The sequence below is a fragment of the Burkholderia sp. SIMBA_062 genome, from assembly GCF_046534765.1.
GTDB classification, from domain to species: domain Bacteria; phylum Pseudomonadota; class Gammaproteobacteria; order Burkholderiales; family Burkholderiaceae; genus Burkholderia; species Burkholderia ambifaria.
In genome coordinates, this window is the sequence record NZ_JAWRYD010000253.1 from 1 (window position 1) to 273 (window position 273).

General features: G+C 39.6%; 1 protein-coding gene. It reads right to left on the reverse strand.

Annotated features, from left to right (window positions below; all coding sequences use genetic code 11):
* Positions 1-203: DUF6270 domain-containing protein (locus tag SB786_RS36250; RefSeq protein WP_410731580.1), on the reverse strand; the 203-nt coding region annotated here is incomplete at its 3' end.
* Between the last annotated feature and the right edge of the window lie 70 nt (positions 204-273).

Consider the following 273-nt stretch of genomic DNA (forward strand, 5'->3'; position numbering starts at 1 on the left):
TTAGAAAAGTCGTTGGCGACCATCCTTCGACGGAAAGCTGACTGGATACGCTCTAGTGCCTCTGTATTCTTGTAAGGTGCACTACACAATGAAGCCATCGAAGATCGAGCGAAATAATCTGAAATCGTGAAACCGGAACTCTCTTCCAGATTGAAAATATCTCTTGAAACACAGCTACCATAAATTAATAAATTCTTGACCACTACTAACAACCTTATAGGATTTATACTTGAAAACTACATCACCTAGCCAATTCGCAACATCAACAACCTA